We start from the raw sequence: 20450 nt of genomic DNA, 5'->3' as shown, positions 1-20450 counted from the left end.
CGTCCGTGCCGGAGCCGGCGCACGGCGACGGGCCGCTGTCGCCCCTCATCAGGGACTACCTGCAGCACATGTCCGTGGAGCGCGGACTGTCCGTCAACACCCTCTCGGCCTACCGGCGTGACCTCCGCCGCTACGAGGCGTTCCTCGATGCGCGGGGGATCCGCGTGGTCCCCGCGATCACCCGGCACGACGTCTCCGCCTTCGCGCAGGCGGTCGTCTCCGGAGAGGATGGACTCTCGCCGCTGAGCCCCCGCTCGGCGGCCCGCACGGTCGTCGCCGTCCGAGGCCTGCACAGGTTCTGGGCGCTCGAGGGGATCACCGAGGGCGATCCCGCCCGGGACGTCCATCCGCCGATGACCGGGCAGCGGCTCCCGAAGGCGATCCCGGTCGCGGACGTGGTGCGCATCCTCGACGCCGTCGACACCTCGACGCCGTCGGGGCAGCGCGACCGCGCGCTGCTCGAGTTCCTGTACTCCACCGGCGCGCGCATCAGCGAGGCCGTGGGCCTCGACGTCGACGACGTCTCCGTGAGCGGGGCGCTCGACGGACCGGCGGTCGTGCGGCTGACCGGGAAGGGCTCGAAGGAGCGTCTCGTCCCGGTGGGCTCGTACGCCGCCCGGGCCGTCGACGCCTACCTCGTCCAGGGCCGGCCGGGTCTGGCGGCGAAGGGCAAGGGCAGCCCGGCCCTCTTCCTCAACGCGCGTGGCGGTCGCCTGAGCCGCCAGAGCGCATGGACCATCCTGAAGGCCGCCACCGAGCGGGCCGAGGTGAAGCGGGACGTCTCCCCCCACACGCTGCGGCACTCCTTCGCCACCCACCTGCTCGAGGGCGGGGCGGACGTCCGTGTGGTGCAGGAACTCCTCGGGCACGCCTCGGTGACCACCACCCAGGTGTACACGCTCGTCACAGCGGACACCCTGCGCGAAGTCTATGCAGCGGCGCACCCCCGGGCCCGTGCCTGAGCCGGCGGACCAGCCGCCGGAACAGCGGGTCGGAGCCCCTTCCGGACAGGAGCGGCCCGGCGAGTGGATGACGGTCGACGGCGTGGCCTACCGCTGCGTGGTGCTGTGCGTGCTGTTCAGGACCGGTGCCACCCGTGCGGACGGCGCGTCCCGGGAGGTGCTCCTCGGCCTGAAGCGCACGGGCTTCGGGAGCGGCCGCGTGGTGGCGCTCGGCGGCAAGATCGACGGCGGTGAGTCCGCCCGGGAGGCCGCGGTGCGGGAGGTCCGTGAGGAGAGCGGCATCGACCTCCCGCCCGCGGACGTGCTCCCTGCCGGCCGGATCACGTGGTCCTTCCCGGCCCGGCCGGCGTGGAACATGGTGGCGTTCCTCTTCACGGCCGAGGCCGGCGCCGCGACGCCGGTGGCCAGCGAGGAGATCGAGCCCCGCTGGCACCCCGTCGACGCGATCCCCTGGGACGGCATGTGGCAGGACGCCCCGCACTGGGTGCCGCTCCTGCTCGAGGGGCGCACCGTCGATGCCGCCATCGTGATGGACAGGGACAACGAGGGAGTGGCCCGCGCCGTCGTGCGCTGATCCGTCCCGCGTGGGGGGAGGTTCAGCCCACGTGCCGCTCGTCAGGTCCGTCGTAGAGGCTGAGGGGCCGGATGAGCGAGTTCGACGCCGCCTGCTCCATGATGTGCGCCGTCCAGCCCGTGATGCGCGCTGCGATGAAGAGCGGCGTGAACATCTCGGTGTCGAAGCCCATGAGGTGGTAGGTGGGTCCGGCGGGGTAGTCGAGGTTGGGCTTGATGCCCTTGGCCTCGTCCATCGCCGTCTCGAGGCCGGTGTAGAGGCCGAGGATCTCCCCGCGCCCGAAGTACTCGATCATTGCGTCGAGTGCGGACTTCATGGTGGGGACGCGCGAGTCGCCGTGCTTGTACACGCGGTGCCCGAAGCCCATGACCTTCTTCTTCGCGGCGAGGGCGTCCTCCATCCAGGCCTTCGCCCGGGCGGCGGCTTCCTCGCGGGTCTCGTCCTCCCGGATGCCGATCTCCTCGAAGGTGTGCATGACGGCCTCGTTCGCGCCGCCGTGGAGCGCTCCCTTGAGGGCGCCGATCGCCCCGGTCACCGCGGAGTGCAGGTCGGAGAGGGTCGACGTGATCACGCGGGCCGTGAAGGTCGAGGCGTTGAAGGAGTGCTCCGCGTACAGGACCATCGACACGTCGAACGCGTGGACCACCTCCGCGGGCGCCTCCTCCCCGAAGGTCATCCACAGGAAGTTGGCGGAGTAGCCGAGGTCCTCCCTCGGCTCGACGCGTGCCTGCCCGCGGCGGCGCCGCTGGTCGTAGGCGACGACGGCGGGGAAGACCGCGAAGAGGGCCGCCGCCTTCTCCCGGTTCGCCTCGGGTGCGTTGTCGCCGGCCAGCGGATGGCTTGCTCCCAGCACCGACACCGCGGTGCGTGCCACGTCCATGGGGTGCGCGGTCAGCGGCAGGAGGTCGATGGCCGCGACGACCGTGTCCGGGAGGGCCCGGTGCGACCGTTCGAAGGCGTCGAAGCGTGCGCGCTGGCCGGCGTCGGGCAGTTCGCCGTTCCACAGGAGGTAGGCGATCTCCTCGAAGTCGCGGTGGCCGGCCAGTTCCTGCACCGGGTACCCCCGGTAGAGCAGCGAATTGGTGTCCGGATTGACCTTCGAGATGGCGGTGGTGTCCACCACGACCCCTGCGAGCCCTTTGTGGATCTCCGGTTCTGTCACGGCTGCTCCTTCTCTGCGTTCGGTGCGTCGGATGCGGATGCGGATGCGCGTGGCCGGACGCCGTCCGGCACCTCGAAGTTGAACACGGAGGAGTCGAAGCGGTTGTACCCCTCGTAGTCCACCAGGTCGTAGAGCCGGCCGCGCGTCTGCATGTCGCCCACGACGCCTTCCTGCGTGCCGTGGGCCCTGATCGAGTCCAGCGTACGCTCGGCGGCGCCCATCGCACTGCGCAGCAGGGTCACCGGGTAGATGACCAGGGTGACGCCCACCTCCTGCAGCTGGTCGACCGTGAACAGCGGGCTCTTGCCGAACTCGGTCATGTTGGCGAGGATCGGCACGTCGACGGCGTCGCGGATGGCCCGGAACTCGTCGAGGCTGCGCATGGCCTCGGGGAAGATGGCGTCCGCCCCGGCGTCGACGAGCGCGCGGGAGCGTTCCTGCGTGGCCTCGAGGGTGTCCGTGCCGCGGATGTCGGTGCGGGCCATGATCAGGAAGTTCGGGTCGCGGCGGGCGTCGGCGGCGGCGCGGATGCGCTTGACGGCGGTCTCCAGGTCGACGACGTTCTTCCCGTCCAGGTGGCCGCACCGCTTCGGGTTGAACTGGTCCTCGATGTGGCAGCCGGCGAGGCCTGCGTTCTCGAGTTCCTGCACGCTCCGGGCCACGTTCATGGGTTCGCCGAAGCCCGTGTCGGCGTCGACGATGCACGGCAGGTCCGTCATGCGTGCGATCTGCCCGGCGCGGTGCGCGACCTCCGTCAGGGTGGTCAGTCCGATGTCCGGCAGGCCGAGGTCGGCGGCGATCACGGCGCCGGAGATGTACACGCCGTCGAAGCCCTTGTCGCCGATCAGGCGGGCGGACAGCGGGTTGAAGGCCCCGGGGAACTGCTGCAGGCTCCCGGAGGCGAGCCCGTCCCGGAGGTCCCGGCGCTTCTGCTCGGGGGTGACGCTCGAGTACAGCACGGCGCCTCCTACAGCAGTCCCTGCGGCGCGCCGGCCGCGTCGACGAGACCCGGGCGGGCCACGATGTTCAACTGCCCCAGGGATCCGGCAGGCAGGTCGGGCAGTTGCTCCACTGCGGCGAGGAAGCGCTCGAGCTCGGCGTCCTCGACGATCCCCGCCGCGAGCATGCGCAGCTTGGCGACGTAGTCCGCGCGGGCGAACGGCCGTGCGCCGAGGGGGTGGGCGTCGGCGACGGCGATCTCGTCGGTGATCACCGTGCCGTCCGTGAGGGTGATCTCCACCCGGCCGCCGAACGCCTTCTCCGCGATGTCCAGGGAGTGGTAGCGGCGCGTCCACTCGGGGTCCTCGAGCGTGGTCACCTTGTGCCACAGCGCGACGGTGTCCGGGCGTACGGCGCGGTCGGGCGCATAGGAGTCCTCGTGGTGCCAGCGGCCGTCCTGGAGCGCCACGGTGAAGATGTACGGGATGGAGTGGTCCAGGGTCTCCCGTGAGGCCGTGGGGTCGTACTTCTGCGGGTCGTTGGCGCCGGACCCGATGACGTAGTGCGTGTGGTGGGAGGTGTGGATGACCACGGAGGCGACGTTGTCAGGGTCCGTCGTCTCGGGGTGCGCTCGGTGCAGGCGGCGGGCGAGGTCGATCCAGGCCTGGGCCTGGTACTCGGCGGAGTGCTCCTTGGTGTAGGTGTCGAGGATGGCGCGCTTCGGTTCGCCCTGCGCCGGGAGCGGCACCTCGTAGGCGGCGTCCGGCCCGTCGAGGAGCCAGGCGATCACGCCGTCCTCGCCCTCGTAGATGGGCGTGGGGGAGGTCTGCCCGCGCATGGCACGATCGACGGCCTCGACCGCCATCTTCCCGGCGAAGGCCGGCGCGTGCGCCTTCCACGTGGAGATCTCGCCCTTGCGCGACTGGCGGGTCGCCGTCGTGGTGTGAAGTGCCTGGCCGACGGCATGGAAGACGACGTCCGGGTCGAGGTCCAGGAGGGTGCCGATGCCCGCCGCGGCGGACGGGCCGAGGTGCGCGACGTGGTCGATCTTGTGCTCGTGGAGGCAGATGGCCTTCACGAGGTCCACCTGGATCTCGTAGCCGGTGGCCAGCGCGCGGACGAGGTCCCTGCCCGAGGCACCCGTGTGCTGGGCCGCCGCGAGGATGGGCGGGATGTTGTCGCCCGGGTGCGAGTAGTCCGCGGCGAGGAAGGTGTCGTGATAGTCGAGTTCGCGCACGGCGACACCGTTGGCCCACGCCGCCCACTCGGCCGAGACGGGGGAGCCGACGCCGAACACCGCGGCCCCCGCTCCGTGCGCCGACACCGGGTGGCTGAGCGCCTGCGCGCGGGCGGCGACGACGGGTGCCCGCGTCAGCGACGCGATGGCCACGGAGGCGTTGTCGATGATCCGGTTGATGACCATGTCCGTCACCTCGGGCGTCACCTCCACGGGGTCGGCGGCGACCTGGGCGATCTTCCAGGCAAGCTGCCCGGTGCGGGGGAGGTCCTCCTCGCTGCGGTGGACGCGGACGGGATGGAGTTCAACCATGGTGTTCCTCTCGGTGGTGCAGGGCTGGTTCGGTCAGCGGTATCGGGTCCCCGGTCGGGGAGAGCAGGTGCTGCAGGCTGTGGTGGAGATGCACCCGCATGGACGCCTCGGCGAGATCGGCGTTGCCTGAGGCCAGCGCCCGGGCGATCTGCTCGTGCTCCCGGGCCGAGGCGAGGAGCCGCGCCGGGTTGTCCCGGGCGAGGCGACGGGCGCGGGCGAGGTGTGTGCGGATCGGCTTCTGCGCCTGCAACAGGTACCGGTTCCCGGCGGCGTCGTCGATGCACTGGTCGAGCCGGGCGACGAGCGCGTAGTAGGCGTCCCGGTCGCCGTCGCCGTCCCCGATGAGCCGGCCGGCCCGGGCGAACTCGTCGGCGAGCGCGATGAAGACGGTGCTGTCCCCGCGTGCGGCCGCGAGGCGCACGGCGGCGCATTCGAGCGGCAGGCGGACCTCGAACACCTCGGTGACCGCTTCGAGGGAGATGGCGGAGACGACGACGCCTCGGCCGGCATGCGGTGCGGCGAGCCCTTCGGCGACGAGCCGGGAGAGCGCCTCGCGCAGGGGCGTGCGTGAGACGCCGAGCCGTGCGGACTGCTCCACTTCCGCCAGTACATCGCCGGGCGAGAGGCGCCACTCCACGATGTCGGCCCGGAGCAGCGCGTAGGCGCGATCACTGGCCCGCATCCCTGTCCCCTTCCGCCCGTCGTGGTCCGGCCAGCCGAGAGCCGGTACCGGCTCCAATGTATGCAAAGTACGACTCCCGTACAAGAAAACGCGGATCTTCGCCCTGCGCGACGCCCTCTATGTATACATGAGCGGATGGGGAATACTGATCCTCACGATTCCGCGCGACGAAGGGCGATCATGGCCGCAGAACACGATGCCGGGCCCGGGGCGCTCCCCGGACAGGACTACCGCCGGCTGCACGCCGGCAGCCTCGCGGATCCGGAGCGCTTCTGGCTCGACGCTGCGAGCGCCGTCGACTGGACGACCCCGCCCGAGCTCGCCGTGGACGGCTCGGACGCCCCCCTCTACCGGTGGTTCCCCGGCGCGTCCCTCAACACGAGCTACAACGCCCTCGACCGCCACGTCGAGGCCGGTCGGGGCGGTCAGGCGGCCCTCGTGTACGACTCCGCGATGCTCGGCACCTCCCGCACCCTCACGTACGCCGAGCTCCGCGACGAGGTCGCCGTCTTCGCGGGGGTGCTCGCGGGACTCGGCGTCCGCAAGGGCGACAGGGTGCTCATCTACCTGCCGATGATCCCCGAGGCCGCCGTGGCCATGCTCGCCTGCGCCCGGATCGGCGCGATCCACTCCGTGGTCTTCGGTGGCTTCGCCGCCGTCGAACTGGCCGCGCGCATCAGGGACGCCCGCCCCTCGGCGATCGTGACGGCGGACGGCGGCATCGAACCCGCCCGGCGCGTCGAGTACCTCCCGGCCGTGCAGGAAGCGCTCGCGCTCGCCGGCAGCGCAGCAACGCCCGTCGTCGTGAAGGCGCGCGAGGGGTTCGGCCACGGCGTCGCCGGGTACCGGGAGACCGGGACACGCTGGCTGGACTGGGACGAGGCCGTGGCCACGGCCGAGGCCGTCCCACCCGTCGAGGTGGCCGCGACCGACCCGCTCTACATCCTCTACACCTCCGGCACCACCGGCTCCCCGAAGGGCGTGGTGCGCGACAACGGCGGGCACGCCGTCGCGCTGACCTGGTCCATGCGGGCGATCTTCGGCGTGGGACCGGGGGACACGATGCTGACGGCGTCCGACGTCGGCTGGGTGGTGGGCCACTCCTACATCGTCTACGGGCCGCTGCTGGCCGGTGCCACGACCGTCCTGTTCGAGGGCAAGCCCGTGGGGACCCCCGACGCCGGCGCCTTCGGGCGGCTGATCGAGCAGCACCGCGTCAAGGTGCTGTTCACCGCGCCCACCGCGCTCCGGGCCGTGCGGCGGGCGGACCCCACCGGCGCGGCCGTGCGGGCCCACGACCTGTCCTCGCTCCGGACGCTCTTCTCGGCCGGGGAACGGCTCGATACCGGCACCTCGGCGTGGATCGGTGACGTCCTCGGCGTGCCCGTCGTCGACAACTGGTGGCAGACGGAGACCGGGTGGCCCATCTGCGCGAACCCGCGCGGGCTGGGCGGCGTCCCGCTGAAGGCCGGCTCGCCCTCCCTGCCCTCGCCCGGGTTCGACGTCGCCGTCCTCGACCCCGGCGGGTCCCCGGTACCGGCCGGGACCGAGGGGAGCATCGCCCTGCGCCTCCCGCTGCCGCCCGGCACCCTGACGACGCTGTGGGGCAGCGACGAGCGCTACCGGACCGCGTACCTCGGGGACTTCGAGGGCTTCTACACGAGCGGCGATTCCGGCTACCTGGACGAGGACGGCTACCTGTTCGTCATGGGCCGGACGGACGACGTCATCAACGTCGCCGGCCACCGGCTCTCGACCGGCGCGATCGAGCAGGTGATCGCGCAGCACCCGGCCGTGGCCGAGTGCGCCGTCCTCGGCCTGCCGGATCCCGTGAAGGGGCAGCGCGCCAGCGGCTACGTGGTCCTGAAGGCGGGCACCGCCGTCGACCCGGTGGCGCTCGAGGCCGAGCTCGCGGCGATGGTCCGCCGCACCATCGGCCCCGTGGCCGACTTCCGGACGGCCGTCGTCGTCGACGCGCTGCCGAAGACGCGGTCCGGCAAGATCCTCCGGAAGACGATGCGCCAGATGGCGGCGGGCGACGCGTACGCCGTGCCGTCCACCATCGAGGACCCCTCGGTGCTCGAGGCCCTGGAGCCCCTGCTGCGCCCGTCCGCCGGGGGCGACGCCGCGGGTTAGCGGTCCGCCGCGTTGCGCGCCCAGCTGTACTCGAACTCCGGGCGTCCCCGCGTGCCGTACCGGGGTGTGCGCAGGACCGATTGCTGGTCCGCGAGGTATTCGAGGTAGCGGCGTGCGGTGACCCTGGACACCGACAGGGCCTCCGACACCTCGACCGCCGAGGTGGGCGTGGAGAGCTCCTTGAGGAGCCGGGACACCGCGCGCAGCGTCTCGGTGGAGAGCCCCTTCGGCAGCACGGCCGCGGTGGCCGGGCGCAGGGACGCGAAGGCGGAGTCGACCTCCGCCTGCGTGGTGGTGGAGGCCTGTTCCACGAGGTTCCGGCGGAACTCCCGGTAGGCGCCGAGCTTGTCGCTGAACGCCGCGTAGGTGAAGGGCTTGATGAGGTACTGCACGATCCCGGACGAGATGGCCGAGCGCACCACCTGCAGGTCCCGCACGGCGGTGATGACGACGATGTCCAGCGGCAGACCGAGGCCGCGGACGCGGCGCACGATGTCCAGGCCGTGCGCGTCCGGCAGGTTCATGTCCAGCAGCATGAGGTCGACGGCCGGCGCCCGTCCCTGACCGTCCCCGGCGAGGCGCAGGAAGGCGGCGAGCTCGGCTCCGCTCCGTGCGATCCCCGCGAGCTCGAAGCCCTCGAGCCTCCGCACGTACTCCGCGTGGGCGTCCGCGGCCACGGGGTCGTCCTCCACGACGAGGACGCGGATGGCGCTCACGCCCTGCCCCCGCCGTCGGCGCCCTGCGGCACGGCCGGATCGCTGCCGGGGCTCCCCGTGGAGCGGCCCGCGGCGGCGTCGGAGGTGCCGGGGCTTCCAGCGCCCCCGGGCAGGGGGAGGCGCACCGAGAACCGTGCACCGCCGTCGTCGGCGTCCGTCACCTCGATCGACCCGCCGAAACGCTCGACGGCCTGCCGGACGAGGGCGAGCCCGATACCGCGGCCCGCGCCCCCCGCCGTGCCCGGGGCCTTCGTGCTGTAGCCGAACGCGAACACCCTGGCCTTCTCGGAGTCCGGCAGCCCGTTGCCGCTGTCCTCCACGACGATCTCCAGGCCGGGCCCGGCGCCGCCCGTCCGCCGCACGGTGAGCACCACCCGGGGTTCCCCGGAGGAGACGGCCTCGTCGAACGCATTGTCGAGGAGGTTGCCGATGATCGTGACGAGGTCCACCGGGTTGAGCGCACCGGCCCGGGCATCCGGGGCGATGTCGGTGATCAGCTCGATCCCGCGCTCGTTGGCCTGCGCCGCCTTGCCCACCAGCAGGGCCGAGATGAACGGCTCGTCGACGGCCTGGACCACCTCGTCCGTCAGGCGCTGGGACTGCTGCAGGTCCCTCGTGGCGAAATCCAGGGCGTCCGCGCTCCGGCCGAGCTCCACCAGCGACACGATGGTGTGCAGACGGTTGGCGTGCTCGTGGGTCTGCGAGCGCAGCGCGTCGGTGAGCGTGCGCATCGTCTGGACCTGGCCCGTGAGCGCCTCGATGTCGGTGTGGTCACGCAGGGTCGTCACGGTGCCGAGCGCCGGCAGCTCGTGTGCCCCCCGACGCACGGGGGCGGGACGGACGGCAGGTTCCTGATCGACCACCAGCACCCGGGTGGCCGTGAGGTGCACCTCGTCATGGGCCCGACGGCCCGACACGAGGAGCTCGCGCAGCGACGGTGGCACGGCGAGGCCCGACGCCGGGACCGGCTCCTGCGTGCCGTCCAGTCCGAGGAGGCGGGCGGCCTGGTCGTTGTAGAGCACGAGGCGCCCGGCGGCGTCCGTCAGCAGCAGTCCCTCCCGGACGGAGTGGAGGACGGCGTCGTAGAACACGAAGGTGCGCGACAGTTCCGCCGGCCCCATGCCCAGCGTGGCCGTCCGGAGGCGCCGGCTCAGCAGGAACGAGGCGAGGGCGCCGAGCGCCAGGGCGCCGAGCGCGACGAGGGCGACGAGGGGGAGCTGCGCGTTGCGGGCGATGGCGGCCCGGTCCACGGTGATGCCCGAGGCGACCATCGCGCGGACCGTCCCGTCGCCGTCGACCACCGGCACGATCGAGCGGATCGACGGCCCGAGGGTCCCCGCGTACGTCTCGGTGTGCGTCCGTCCGGCCAGGGCTTCGGAGACCGAGCCGATGTACCGCCCGCCGATCTGCTCGGGGTTGCGGTGCGTGAACCGCGTGCGGTCCGTGCCCATGATGGTGATGAAGTCCACACCCAGGCGGTCCATCACCTCGACGGCGTAGGGCTGCAGGGTCGTGGAGGGATCGGGCCCCTCCACCGCCTCCAGGACGCCCGGGTCCAACGCGATGGCGGTGGACACGGCGAGCATGCGCTCGCCCGCGGCGTCGTTCACGCCGCGGGCGGCATCCGCGGAGAGGATCACGGACAGGGACGCCGAGAGGACCAGGACGAACAGGAGCTGGGCCAGGAAGAACTGTCGGGCGAGACTCCATCGACTCACGCGGCGATCCTGCTCCTTCCGACGTCTCTCCACCCGGGCGGCGCCCGGCGCATCCTGCTGGGCGCGCCGACCACGACCAGTATGAACTCAATCGTGATGCCGGTCACTCGCGCTGTCATGATGGAGCCAACCGAACAACACTACGCTCCCTGGTGAGACCCCCCGACGAAGAACGACCTTCGCGGCCGGCGCCCCCGGGCAGCGGACACCAAGGGAGACACCATGGCCATCGCATCGTCGCGCCCCGACACAGGGCCCGCGCAACCCCGCAAGAAGGTCGACAAGACCCACTTCCTCTACATCGCGGTCATCGCCGCCGTCGTCCTCGGCGCGATCCTCGGCCTCACCGCTCCCGAGTTCGCCAAGGCGCTGAAGCCGCTCGGGACCGGGTTCATCGCGCTCATCAAGATGATGATCGCCCCGATCATCTTCTGCACCATCGTGCTCGGCGTGGGGTCCATCGCGAAGGCGGCGACGGTCGGCAAGGTGGGCGGCCTCGCACTCGGCTACTTCATGCTCATGTCGACCTTCGCGCTCGCCATCGGCCTCGTGGTCGGCAACCTCATCAACCCGGGTGAAGGCCTGGACATCTCGTCGTCGACGTACGAACTCCCTGCCACAGCCGAGGGCGCACCCGAGGGCACCGTCGGCTTCCTTCTGAGCATCATCCCGACCACGCTGCTGTCCGCGCTGACGGGCCCCAGCATCCTGCAGACCCTCTTCGTGGCGCTGCTCGTCGGCTTCGCGCTCCAGAAGATGGGCTCCGCGGGCACGCCGATCCTCCGCGGCATCGGACACATCCAGGCGCTCGTGTTCCGCATCCTCATCATGATCATGTGGCTCGCCCCCATCGGTGCCTTCGGTGCCATCGCAGCCGTCGTCGGGGAGACCGGCGTGCAGGCGATCGTCAGCATGGCGACCCTCATGATCGCGTTCTACATCACCTGTGCCCTCTTCATCGTGGTCATCCTCGGCGGGCTCCTGAAGATCGTGACCGGCGTCAACATCTTCAAGCTGATGAAGTACCTGGGCCGGGAGTACCTGCTGATCTTCAGCACCTCCTCCTCCGAGGCGGCGCTGCCCCGCCTGATCGCGAAGATGGAACACGTCGGTGTCTCCAAGCCCGTCGTCGGCGTGACCGTCCCCACGGGCTACTCCTTCAACCTCGACGGCACCGCGATCTACCTGACCATGGCCGCCCTGTTCGTGGCCGAGGCGATGGGCACACCGCTGGCCCTCGGTGAGCAGATCTCCCTGCTGGTCTTCATGATCATCGCCTCCAAGGGCGCGGCGGGCGTCACCGGCGCCGGCCTCGCGACCCTCGCGGGAGGCCTGCAGTCCCACCGACCCGACCTGGTCGACGGTGTCGGCCTGATCGTCGGTATCGACCGCTTCATGTCCGAGGCACGTGCACTGACGAACTTCACCGGGAACGCCGTGGCCACGGTGCTCATCGGCACCTGGACCAAGGAGATCGACCGGGCCCGCGTGGACGAGGTCCTCGAGGGGCGCCTTCCCTTCGACGAGGCCACGATGACCACGGACCACCGCTTCGAGAACGACGACGTCGAGGCCGGCGCCGAGGCGACGACCGAGGCCGCGGTGCGCGGGACCAGCGCCCGCTGAGGCGCAGACCCCCGCAAGTGCCCTGCGACGGCGGCGACCGGATCCCATCCGGCCGCCGCCGTCGTCGTCGGGCAGGACGGCGGCGTCCGGCCCACCGCGCCGATCACCACCGATCACCACCGATCACCACCGATCACCACCGATCAGGGAACGTTCTACCTCAGGTGGAGGTTCAAGGCTCGACGGCCGTCGGGCATCCGCCTTCGCGACCGTCGGCGCGGGCGTTGTACCGTTGACTAGAAGAAAAGCCGCTCGACGCCGATTCTCGACGGGCCGCACCGAATCTGATGGAAGCGTGGAGACATTCGTGAGTAGTGAACAGGGTTCCACAACTCTGCCCAGCGCAGTGGACGCGGGATTCGGTCCTACCGGCCGCCCTCTGACGGAGTTCCCTGAACCCAGGATCCTCGAATCGCACGGCCCCGCGCGGGTCATCGCGATGGTCAACCAGAAGGGCGGTGTCGGCAAGACGACATCGACCATCAACCTCGGTGCCGCGCTCGCCGAGGCCGGCCGCAAGGTGCTGCTGGTGGACTTCGACCCGCAGGGCGCGCTCTCCGCGGGCCTCGGCACCAACCCCCACGAGCTCGACGTGACGGTCTACAACGTGCTGATGGACCGCAAGGTGTCCATCCAGGACGCCATCCGGCACACCGCGATCGAGAACATCGACCTGCTGCCGGCCAACATCGACCTGTCCGCCGCCGAGGTGCAGCTGGTCAACGAGGTGGCGCGCGAGCAGGTCCTCGACCGCGCGCTGCGGAAGGTCTCGGACGACTACGACGTCATCCTCATCGACTGCCAGCCCTCCCTCGGCCTCCTCACCGTGAACGCCCTCACGGCGGCGCACGGCGTCATCATCCCGCTCATCTGCGAGTTCTTCGCCCTCCGCGCGGTTGCGCTGCTCGTCGAGACGATCGAGAAGGTCCAGGACCGCCTGAACCCACGCCTCCAGATCGACGGCGTGCTCGCGACCATGTACGACGCGCGGACCCTGCACAGCCGCGAGGTGATCGCACGCCTCGTGGAGGCCTTCGGCGACAAGGTCTTCGAGACCGTGATCAAGCGCACCATCAAGTTCGCGGACGCGACGGTGGCCGCCGAGCCCATCACGTCCTACGCCGCGAACCACTCCGGCGCGGACGCCTACCGCAGCCTCGCGAGGGAGCTCATCAGCAGGGGCGGAGCGCCCTAGTGCCCGCTCCCTCCGGGGCCGAGCGGTACCCGTAGGTGGAGGCCCGGACGGTCTTCGAGGTGCAGCTGACGAACTTCAGCGGACCCTTCGACCTGCTGCTGAACCTCATCTCCCGGCGCGAACTCGACATCACGGAGATCGCCCTGGCGCAGGTGACGGACGAGTTCATCGCCCACATCCGCCGGATCCAGGCCGCGGAAGGGGAATGGCGGCTCGACGAGGCCAGTGAGTTCCTCGTCGTCGCCGCGACACTCCTGGACCTGAAGGCCGCACGGCTCCTGCCGGCCGGTGCCGTGGAGGACGAGGAGGACATCGCCCTCCTCGAGGCCCGGGACCTCCTGTTCGCGCGGCTCCTGCAGTACCGGGCGTTCAAGGAGATGGCGCGGCAGCTCGCGGCGCGCCTCGAGGAGGAGGACGCACGCTACGCGCGTGACGTGCCGCTGGAGCCGAACTTCACGCGACTGCTGCCCGAGCTCGTCTGGAAGCATTCGCCCCAGGACCTCGCCGAACTCGCGGCGAAGGTGCTCGCACCACGCCAGGAGCAGCCGGCGCAGGTGGCGATCGGGCACCTGCACGCGCCGCCCGTCAGTGTCGGGGACCAGGCGCTGGTGGTGCAGGACCTGCTCCGGACCAGGGGCCCGCTGTCCTTCCGAGAGCTCACCGAGGACGCCGGATCGCGGATGGTGCTCGTGGTGCGGTTCCTGGCCCTGCTGGAGCTGTTCCGGGACGGCGCCGTCTCCTTCGATCAGCCCGAGCCGCTGTCCGACCTGCTGGTCAGCTGGAGCGCCGGCGACGGGCCGTGGACCGTCGACCTGCCGGACGACGTCGAGGGCGCCACCGACCTCGTGCACAGCGAAGGAGCACACCATGGATGAACCCGCCGTCGAGGAGCCGACAGGGGACCGGTCGCCGGACGATTCCCTCGAGGCGCTGCCGGGAGGACTCCGGGGCGCCGTCGAGGCGATCCTCATGGTCACCGACCGGCCCGTGACCGACACCCAGCTGGCGGCGGCCCTCGACCGGCCCGTGGAAGAGGTGCACGCCGTCCTCGTGGGACTGCAGCGCGAGTACGACGGCTATACTGATTCAGGCGTCCGGAGCGCTGAACCTGCGTCCCCGCGCGGTTTCGAACTGCGGGACATCGCCGGCGGGTGGCGCATCTACTCGCGGAAGCACTTCGCCTCCGTCGTCGCCGAGTTCGTGCTGGACGGTCAGTCCGCCCGACTCTCGCAGGCAGCACTCGAGACGCTGACGGTCATCGCGTACCGCCAGCCCGTGTCCCGTGCCCGGGTCTCCGCCATCCGGGGCGTCACCGTCGACTCCGTGGTCCGTACCCTGCTCCAGCGCGGCCTCGTTGTCGAGATGGAGACCGATCCGGAGACCGGAGCGGTGCTGTATGGGACCAGCTCCCTGTTTCTGGAAAGATTGGGATTGGGCAGCGTCGACGAACTGCCCCGGATCGCTCCCCACCTGCCAGGCCTCGAAAGCCTCGGGGAGTATGACGAAACGACGTACTGAGCACGACCTACACGAAGGACTTCTCTCCATGACACAGCCGCCAGGATCCGGTTCCGGACGCAATACGCCGCGCCGCGGCGGATCGACCGGCCGCCCATCCGACGCTGCCCGCGGCCGGGGGACCTCGCCCCGCGGCGGATCCGGGCAGGGCGGCGCAGGACGAACCGGCGCAGGACGAACCGGCGAGAGCCGCTCCTTCCCCGACCGCGATGACCGCAGCGAGCGCACCGGCGGCCGTCCCGGCGAGAGCCGCTCCTTCCCCGACCGCGGTGACCGCAACGAGCGCACCGGCGGCCGTCCGGGAGCTCCCCGCGGTGCCTCCGATCGGGGCCGCGAGGGCGGCCGGTCCTCCGAGGGTCGCCCGGCCGCAGCCGGCGATCGCCGCGAATCCGCCGACGGGCGCGCCCGTGCGGCCGCAGGCCGGCCCTCGGCCGGGACACCGTCCGGCAGGTTCGCCGCCAAGACCGGCGGCCGTGCCGGTGGCAAGCCCGGCGCGGCACCCGGACGCACCGGCGGACGCCCCAAGCCTGCGGGCGCCAAGGCCTTCGGGCGTGAGCGCTTCGGGCAGGACCTCGGCCCCGTGCGCGCAGCCAGGCCGAAGCGCTCCAGCCGCCCGGCCGACGAGATCGACGTCCACAACCCCGAGGGTGTGCGCCTGCAGAAGATCATGGCCCTCGCCGGGGTCGCCTCGCGCCGCGTGTGCGAGGAGATGATCCTCGACGGGCGCGTGGAGGTGGACGGCACCATCGTGACCGAACTCGGCGTCCGCGTCGACCCGGCGCAGGCGGCCATCCACGTGGACGGCATCCGCCTGCAGCTCAACGAGCACCTCAAGTACTACGTCTTCAACAAGCCCCGCGGCGTCGTCTCCACCATGGAGGACCCGGAGGGCCGTCGCTGCATCAGCGACTTCCTGAAGAACAAGGACAAGAGCGAGCGGCTCTTCCACGTGGGACGGCTCGACGCCGAGACGGAGGGCCTGCTCCTGCTCACCAACGACGGCGAGCTCACCAACCGGTTGACGCACCCGTCCTACGAGGTGCCCAAGACCTACCTCGTGCAGGTCCGCGGGCCCATGGCGCAGGGTGTCGGCGCGCAGATGAAGGAGGGCATCGAGCTCGAGGACGGCCTCGCGCAGGTCGATTCCTTCAAGCTCGTCGACTCCACCCCCGGTCACATCCTCGTCGAGGTGGTCCTGCACTCCGGCCGCAACCGGATCGTCCGCCGCCTGTTCGACGCCGTCGGTCACCCCGTCGAGCGCCTCGTGCGTACCCAGGTGGGCCCCATCCGCATCGGTGACCAGCGCCAGGGCAGCATCCGCGTGCTCGGGCGTCAGGAGATCGGGCACCTGCTCGCATCGGTGGGCCTCTAGCCGATGACGCAGCGCACGGAACAGGGCACGCACCTCACGGGCCCCGTCCTCGTCCTGGGGGCGGGCCTGCTGGGGGCCAGCATCGGGCTGGGCCTGCGGGCGCGAGGGCTCGACGTCGTCCTGTCCGACAGTTCGCCCTCCACCGAGGCGGTCGCACGTGACATCGGTGCCGGGCGGCTCCTCGCCGACGCGCAGGCCGCGGGGGAGCGGGTGTCCCCGGAACTCGTCGTCGTCGCGACACCTCCCGATGTCACGGCCCGCGTGGCCGCCGAGGCCCTGCTGGCGTACCCCGACGCCGTCGTCGTGGACATCTGCAGCGTCAAGGAGGCCATCCTCCGCGAGCTCCTCGCGACACCCGCCGCGGCCGCGCACGCGTCCCGCTACGTGGGCACCCACCCCATGGCGGGCCGCGAGAAGTCCGGTCCGGTCGCGGCACGCGCCGAGCTGTTTACCGGCGCACCCTGGGTGCTCTGCGCCCACGCGGGCAGCGCCCCCGAGGCCGTCCTCCGCGCCGAGTCCCTCGCCGTCGATCTCGGCGCCGTCCCCGCGCGGATGTCCGTCGAGGAACACGACGCTGCTGTCGCCCTGATCTCGCACCTGCCCCAGGTCGTGTCGTCGCTCGTCGCGAGCCGGCTGCAGGACTCCCCGGCCCACGCGCTCTCGCTCGCCGGGAACGGCCTCCGCGATGTCACACGCATCGCGGCCAGCGACCCCCGCCTCTGGGTGCAAATCCTCTCCGCCAACGCGGGCCGGCTCGTCGAGATCCTCTACGGGGTGCGCGATGACCTCAACCGGCTGATCGGCACCCTCGAGGACCCGACCGCCGGCGGCGCGCGGCTCGACATGGCGCAGCTGATGTCCGAGGGCAACTCCGGCCAGGCCCGCGTGCCGGGCAAGCACGGGACCCCGCCGAACTCCTTCGCCCGGCTCACGGTGCTCGTCGACGACGTGCCGGGGCAGATCGCGAAGCTCCTGACCGAGATCGGGCACACCGGCATCAACGTCGAGGACTTCAGGCTCGAACACTCACCGGGCCGCGAGGTGGGCCTCGCCGAACTCTCGGTGCTGCCCGGCAGACGGCAGGAATTGACGGAGTCCCTCACCCGGCGGGGCTGGAAGGTAGTGCAGTGACGCAGGCTTCAGCGCAGACCACGCAGATCCACACAGCGGGGGACCCGGCGTCGTCGAGCCCCTTCTCGGGGTTCCGCCTCGGCAAGTCCCTCGTGGTCGCCATCGACGGACCCTCCGGCTCCGGCAAGTCGAGCGTGAGCCGGGAGGTCGCGCGCCGTCTCCGCGCCGCCTACCTCGACACCGGGGCGATGTACCGGGCGGTGACGCTGCACTGCATCGCCACGGGCGTCGACCTGCACGACGGCGCTGCCGTGGAGGCCGCTGCACGCGACATCGAACTCTTCATCAGCACCAGCCCCGACCGCGAGACCGTCACCGTCGCGGGCGACGACGTCACCGCCGCCATCCGCGAACCCGAGGTCTCCTCCGCGGTGAGCGCGGTCGCCACGACCCTGGGCGCCCGCGCGGAACTCATCCGCCGCCAGCGTGCCCTGATCGCCGGTGCCGGCCACCGCATCGTCGCGGAAGGACGCGACATCACCACCGTCGTCGCCCCCGACGCCGAGGTGCGCATCCTCCTCACCGCCAGCGAGGAGGCACGGCTGCGCCGCCGCGGCGACCAGCTCGGCGGCACCCAGTCCGACGCCCAGCTCCGACGCCAGGTCACCGAGCGGGACGCCAGGGACTCAGCGGTCGTGAACTTCCAGCAGGCGGCGGACGGCGTCGTCACGCTCGACTCCTCCGACCTCAACTTCGAACAGACCGTCACGGCGGTCCTCGGCATCGTGCGCACCGTGGCGCACTAGCCGGACCGGCACACCCAGCAGTCCCAGCACCCGAAGGATTCCGGGCCCCGCGCCCACCAGGCCAGCCGTCGGGAGACGGCCCCAACCAAAGGACAGAACAATGAGCGAGAACCTTTCGCCGGACGCACCCGAGAACGGATCGGGGGAGGACTTCGAGCCCACGGGTGAGGACCAGGTCAGCGAGCTGCTGGAAGGCCTCGACGACGCCGAGGCCGAGCAGCGTGCCGCCTCCCTCCGCGCAGGCCTGGAGGACTATGAGCTCGACGAGGAGGACGCCGCGCTCCTCGCCCGGCAGGACGAGGACTTCGACGAGGAGGCCGAAGGCCGCCTCAACCCCGTGCTCGCGATCGTCGGCCGCCCGAACGTCGGCAAGTCCACCCTCGTGAACAGGATCCTCGGACGCCGCGAGGCCGTCGTCGAGGACACGCCCGGCGTCACGCGTGACCGGGTGTCCTACCCTGCGCAGTGGTCCGGCCGGAACTTCACCCTCGTGGACACCGGCGGCTGGGAACAGGACGCCAAGGGCATCGCCGCGCGGGTCGCCGACCAGGCGGAGATCGCCGTCGACATGGCCGACGCCGTGCTGTTCGTCGTCGACGCGACGGTCGGTGCCACCGCCACCGACGAGGCCGTGGTGCGGATGCTGCGCCGCAAGAAGCGGCCCGTCATCCTCATCGCCAACAAGGTGGACGACATCCAGAACGAGGCGGACGCCGCCGCGCTGTGGGGGCTCGGCTTCGGTCAGCCCTGGCCCGTCTCCGCCCTGCACGGCCGCGGCACCGCGGACATGCTCGACCACGTCAACGAGATCCTCCCCGAGTTCTCCGAACACGGCGGGATCGAACGGTCCGGCGGCCCGCGCCGCGTCGCGCTCATCGGACGCCCCAACGTGGGCAAGTCCTCCCTGCTCAACAAGCTCGCGGGTTCCGAGCGCGTCGTCGTCGACCCGCTGGCCGGCACCACGCGCGACCCGGTGGACGAGATGATCGAGCTCGGCGGCCGCACCTGGCGCTTCGTCGACACGGCGGGCATCCGCCGCCGCGTGCACATGCAGCAGGGCGCCGACTTCTACGCCTCGCTGCGGACCCAGTCGGCGCTCGAGAAGGCGGAGGTCGCCGTCGTGCTCCTCGCCGTCGACGAGGTGCTGAGCGAGCAGGACATCCGCATCCTGAACCTCGCCATCGAATCCGGTCGGGCGATCGTCCTGGCGTTCAACAAGTGGGACCTGCTCGACGACGAGCGCCGCCGCTACCTCGAGCGCGAGATCGAGCAGGACCTCGCGCACGTGGAGTGGGCGCCCCGCGTGAACATCTCGGCGCTCACCGGCTGGCACAAGGACCGCCTCGTGCCCGCGCTCGACGTCGCGCTGGAGTCCTGGGACCGCCGCATCCCCACCGGCCGCCTCAACGCGTTCCTCGGCGAACTCGTGGCCGCGCACCCGCACCCCGTGCGCGGAGGGAAGCAGCCGCGCATCCTCTTCGGCACCCAGGCCTCCAGCCGCCCGCCGAGGTTCGTGCTGTTCACCACCGGATTCCTGGACCCCGGCTACCGCCGCTTCATCACGCGCCGCCTGCGGGAGACCTTCGGCTTCGAGGGCACGCCCATCGAGGTCAGCATGCGCGTCCGCGAGAAGCGGAGCCGGAAGCGCTGACGCCCCCGGGCGTGTGCGGCCCCACCCGGAGAATGCTGTAGAGTTATCCGAGTGGTTTGGCCCGCGCCGCGGGCCGATCGGGATGTGGCGCAGCTTGGTAGCGCACTTGACTGGGGGTCAAGGGGTCGCAGGTTCAAATCCTGTCATCCCGACACTGCAGGGCCCGTTCCCACCGGTATTACGCCGGAGGGGACGGGCTTTTCGCATTCCCGGGAGCGGTGGTCCGGGGACCGTCGGTGGCCATGAGAGCCGCGTCACGGCGGAGCCCGCTTATGCCTATACTCGACCAGTACCCGTACCGGACGGCCCCTGACGCCGCCGGCGACCGCGCGTTCGAAAGGCAACCATGAGCAACATCCCCGATGGCCTGTACTACACCGCGGAGCACGAGTGGGTCAGCGAGCCCGCCGTCGACGGCACGGTGCGCGTCGGTATCACCGACTTCGCCCAGGACGCTCTCGGCGACGTGGTCTACGTGCAGATGCCCGAGGAGGGCACGGGCGTCACCGGCGCCGACGTGATCGGCGAGGTCGAATCCACCAAGAGTGTCAGCGACATCTACGCGCCCGTCACCGGGCAGGTCGTCGCCCGCAACGAGGCGCTCGACGACGATCCCTCGCTCATCAACTCCGACCCGTACGGCGAGGGCTGGCTGCTCGAGATCAAGGTGTCGGATCCGTCCGTGGTGCAGGGTCTGCTGAGTTCAGCCGACTACTCCCAGCAGGTAGGCTAGTCCTACCGGCAGCGGGGGTGCGGTTCGCAGTGGTCAGGCC

Annotated in this window: 18 protein-coding genes and 1 tRNA gene; 13 read left to right on the top strand and 6 right to left on the bottom strand. The window is 71.3% G+C overall.

What is annotated here, in order from left to right:
* Positions 1-5 precede the first annotated feature (5 nt).
* Together xerD and AC4D2O_RS08795 are read left to right on the top strand one after the other, a co-directional pair.
* Positions 6-962 carry a site-specific tyrosine recombinase XerD gene (xerD, locus tag AC4D2O_RS08800; RefSeq protein WP_490906468.1) on the top strand — a complete coding sequence of 319 codons (957 nt, stop codon included), beginning with the start codon at positions 6-8 and terminating at the stop codon, positions 960-962.
* Entirely contained in the window at positions 955-1536 is a 582-nt protein-coding gene (locus AC4D2O_RS08795) for an 8-oxo-dGTP diphosphatase (RefSeq protein WP_490906467.1), read from the top strand. The genes xerD and AC4D2O_RS08795 overlap by 8 nt, the downstream gene beginning before the upstream one ends.
* A gap of 22 nt (positions 1537-1558) precedes the next feature.
* Here the strand turns inward: AC4D2O_RS08795 and AC4D2O_RS08790 are convergent, their stop codons facing one another.
* Genes AC4D2O_RS08790 through AC4D2O_RS08775 form a run of 4 tightly spaced genes read right to left on the bottom strand, consistent with a single transcriptional unit; the run spans position 1559 to position 5868 of the window.
* Positions 1559-2698: a bifunctional 2-methylcitrate synthase/citrate synthase gene (locus tag AC4D2O_RS08790; RefSeq protein ID WP_490906465.1), complete on the bottom strand. Its 1140-nt coding sequence runs from the start codon at positions 2696-2698 to the stop codon at positions 1559-1561.
* Positions 2695-3657 (bottom strand): methylisocitrate lyase, encoded by a 963-nt coding sequence (prpB, locus tag AC4D2O_RS08785; protein WP_490906463.1) that lies wholly within the window; start codon positions 3655-3657, stop codon positions 2695-2697. The genes AC4D2O_RS08790 and prpB overlap by 4 nt, the downstream gene beginning before the upstream one ends.
* Before the next feature lie 8 nt (positions 3658-3665).
* Positions 3666-5186 carry an MmgE/PrpD family protein gene (locus tag AC4D2O_RS08780; protein ID WP_490906461.1) on the bottom strand — a complete coding sequence of 507 codons (1521 nt, stop codon included), beginning with the start codon at positions 5184-5186 and terminating at the stop codon, positions 3666-3668.
* A complete protein-coding gene (locus AC4D2O_RS08775; RefSeq protein ID WP_490906459.1) occupies positions 5179-5868 on the bottom strand; it encodes a GntR family transcriptional regulator in 690 nt (229 codons plus the stop codon). The genes AC4D2O_RS08780 and AC4D2O_RS08775 overlap by 8 nt, the downstream gene beginning before the upstream one ends.
* A gap of 180 nt (positions 5869-6048) precedes the next feature.
* Here AC4D2O_RS08775 and AC4D2O_RS08770 point away from each other — a divergent pair, with 180 nt between their 5' ends.
* Entirely contained in the window at positions 6049-8004 is a 1956-nt protein-coding gene (locus AC4D2O_RS08770; protein WP_490906458.1) for an AMP-binding protein, read from the top strand.
* Here the strand turns inward: AC4D2O_RS08770 and AC4D2O_RS08765 are convergent.
* Together AC4D2O_RS08765 and AC4D2O_RS08760 are read right to left on the bottom strand one after the other, a co-directional pair.
* Positions 8001-8720 (bottom strand): response regulator, encoded by a 720-nt coding sequence (locus AC4D2O_RS08765; protein WP_490906457.1) that lies wholly within the window; start codon positions 8718-8720, stop codon positions 8001-8003. The genes AC4D2O_RS08770 and AC4D2O_RS08765 overlap by 4 nt on opposite strands.
* Positions 8717-10438 carry a sensor histidine kinase gene (locus AC4D2O_RS08760; RefSeq protein WP_490906456.1) on the bottom strand — a complete coding sequence of 574 codons (1722 nt, stop codon included), beginning with the start codon at positions 10436-10438 and terminating at the stop codon, positions 8717-8719. Before AC4D2O_RS08760 ends, AC4D2O_RS08765 begins: the two co-directional genes overlap by 4 nt.
* A gap of 222 nt (positions 10439-10660) precedes the next feature.
* Between AC4D2O_RS08760 and AC4D2O_RS08755 the strand changes: the two genes are divergently transcribed.
* The 10 genes from AC4D2O_RS08755 (at position 10661) to gcvH (ending at position 20410) form a co-directional block, all read left to right on the top strand.
* Positions 10661-12064 carry a cation:dicarboxylate symporter family transporter gene (locus tag AC4D2O_RS08755; RefSeq protein ID WP_490906455.1) on the top strand — a complete coding sequence of 468 codons (1404 nt, stop codon included), beginning with the start codon at positions 10661-10663 and terminating at the stop codon, positions 12062-12064.
* A gap of 307 nt (positions 12065-12371) precedes the next feature.
* On the top strand, positions 12372-13259 hold the full coding sequence (locus AC4D2O_RS08750; RefSeq protein ID WP_490906454.1) for a ParA family protein: 888 nt from the start codon (positions 12372-12374) through the stop codon (positions 13257-13259).
* A 35-nt stretch (positions 13260-13294) separates the two neighbouring features.
* Entirely contained in the window at positions 13295-14134 is an 840-nt protein-coding gene (locus tag AC4D2O_RS08745; protein ID WP_490906453.1) for a segregation and condensation protein A, read from the top strand.
* Entirely contained in the window at positions 14127-14777 is a 651-nt protein-coding gene (gene scpB, locus AC4D2O_RS08740) for an SMC-Scp complex subunit ScpB (protein ID WP_490906452.1), read from the top strand. Before AC4D2O_RS08745 ends, scpB begins: the two co-directional genes overlap by 8 nt.
* A 28-nt stretch (positions 14778-14805) precedes the next feature.
* On the top strand, positions 14806-16149 hold the full coding sequence (locus AC4D2O_RS08735; RefSeq protein WP_490906450.1) for a pseudouridine synthase: 1344 nt from the start codon (positions 14806-14808) through the stop codon (positions 16147-16149).
* A 3-nt stretch (positions 16150-16152) separates the two neighbouring features.
* On the top strand, positions 16153-17280 hold the full coding sequence (locus AC4D2O_RS08730; protein WP_490906449.1) for a prephenate dehydrogenase: 1128 nt from the start codon (positions 16153-16155) through the stop codon (positions 17278-17280).
* A 26-nt stretch (positions 17281-17306) separates the two neighbouring features.
* Positions 17307-18026, top strand: a complete 720-nt coding sequence (gene cmk / locus AC4D2O_RS08725; RefSeq protein ID WP_490906519.1) for a (d)CMP kinase — start codon at positions 17307-17309, stop codon at positions 18024-18026.
* A gap of 100 nt (positions 18027-18126) precedes the next feature.
* Positions 18127-19677, top strand: coding sequence for a ribosome biogenesis GTPase Der (der, locus tag AC4D2O_RS08720; protein WP_490906448.1), 1551 nt, complete (start codon positions 18127-18129; stop codon positions 19675-19677).
* A 78-nt stretch (positions 19678-19755) separates the two neighbouring features.
* Positions 19756-19829, top strand: a tRNA-Pro gene (locus tag AC4D2O_RS08715).
* A gap of 194 nt (positions 19830-20023) precedes the next feature.
* Positions 20024-20410 (top strand): glycine cleavage system protein GcvH, encoded by a 387-nt coding sequence (gene gcvH / locus AC4D2O_RS08710; protein ID WP_490906447.1) that lies wholly within the window; start codon positions 20024-20026, stop codon positions 20408-20410.
* Positions 20411-20450 lie beyond the last annotated feature (40 nt).

The sequence above is a fragment of the Arthrobacter sp. TJ-238 genome (assembly GCF_058269215.1).
This window is presented reverse-complemented; position numbering and strand designations above follow the sequence as displayed.